The sequence below is a fragment of the Massilia sp. DJPM01 genome, from assembly GCF_030348125.1.
GTDB classification, from domain to species: domain Bacteria; phylum Pseudomonadota; class Gammaproteobacteria; order Burkholderiales; family Burkholderiaceae_D; genus Telluria_A; species Telluria_A frigida.
Window position 1 is genome coordinate 1 of sequence record NZ_JAQOZV010000219.1, and the last position, 604, is coordinate 604.

A 604-nucleotide genomic window follows, 5' to 3' on the forward strand; every position below is an offset into this window, starting at 1 on the left:
TGTTGGAGCGTACACGCTTGAACGCCCGCCGCAGGTTCTCTGTTGTCAGCGCCGCTTGCAGCAGCGCTGACCCTGTGTCTCCGGTTGGATGTCGCGGGCAGAACGCTTCGTCGCTGAAAGCGTCAAGCATGGCTTCACCATGCCCTACGGCCTCCCGCCCCGCTTTCGCAGGCATCTGACGCTGTGCTTTCTGCATCGACATATCGGATTCACTCCTACTCGTTCGGTCCTTCGTCGGCGGGGTCGAGCCTTCCCGGCGCTACCACCAACTACTATGACCTCTGCTGAGACCCCGCTCCGACTCTCGTCGTCGCCCTTTCAGGCACAAGGCGGGGCGTCCCCAGGTAAGGGCCGCACTCCTTCATCACACAACCGCCGCATTTACGCCACTTCTCCTTGACCACAAGAGCTTCGCGGTTTACGGCCCGCTCGCCCTGATTGGCAGCGCCTTCTATGCGGTTCTTGTCCATCGGCTCATGATTTACGCTCCACGCTTCCTTTCCACACTCGGTTGCCCTCATGCAGTTGCGCTTCACTTCGCTCACTGTGGTCAGCTCGCGGCGGGACTTGCACCCGCAGGAGTGCGCCCATGCTGGGCGCACCG

At 61.9% G+C, this 604-nt stretch carries 1 pseudogene; it reads right to left on the reverse strand.

The annotated features are described in order from the left end of the window. Window positions 1-202, reverse strand: a pseudogene (locus PO883_RS34760) (group II intron reverse transcriptase/maturase); the annotation flags it as partial. Window positions 203-604: the final 402 nt, after the last annotated feature.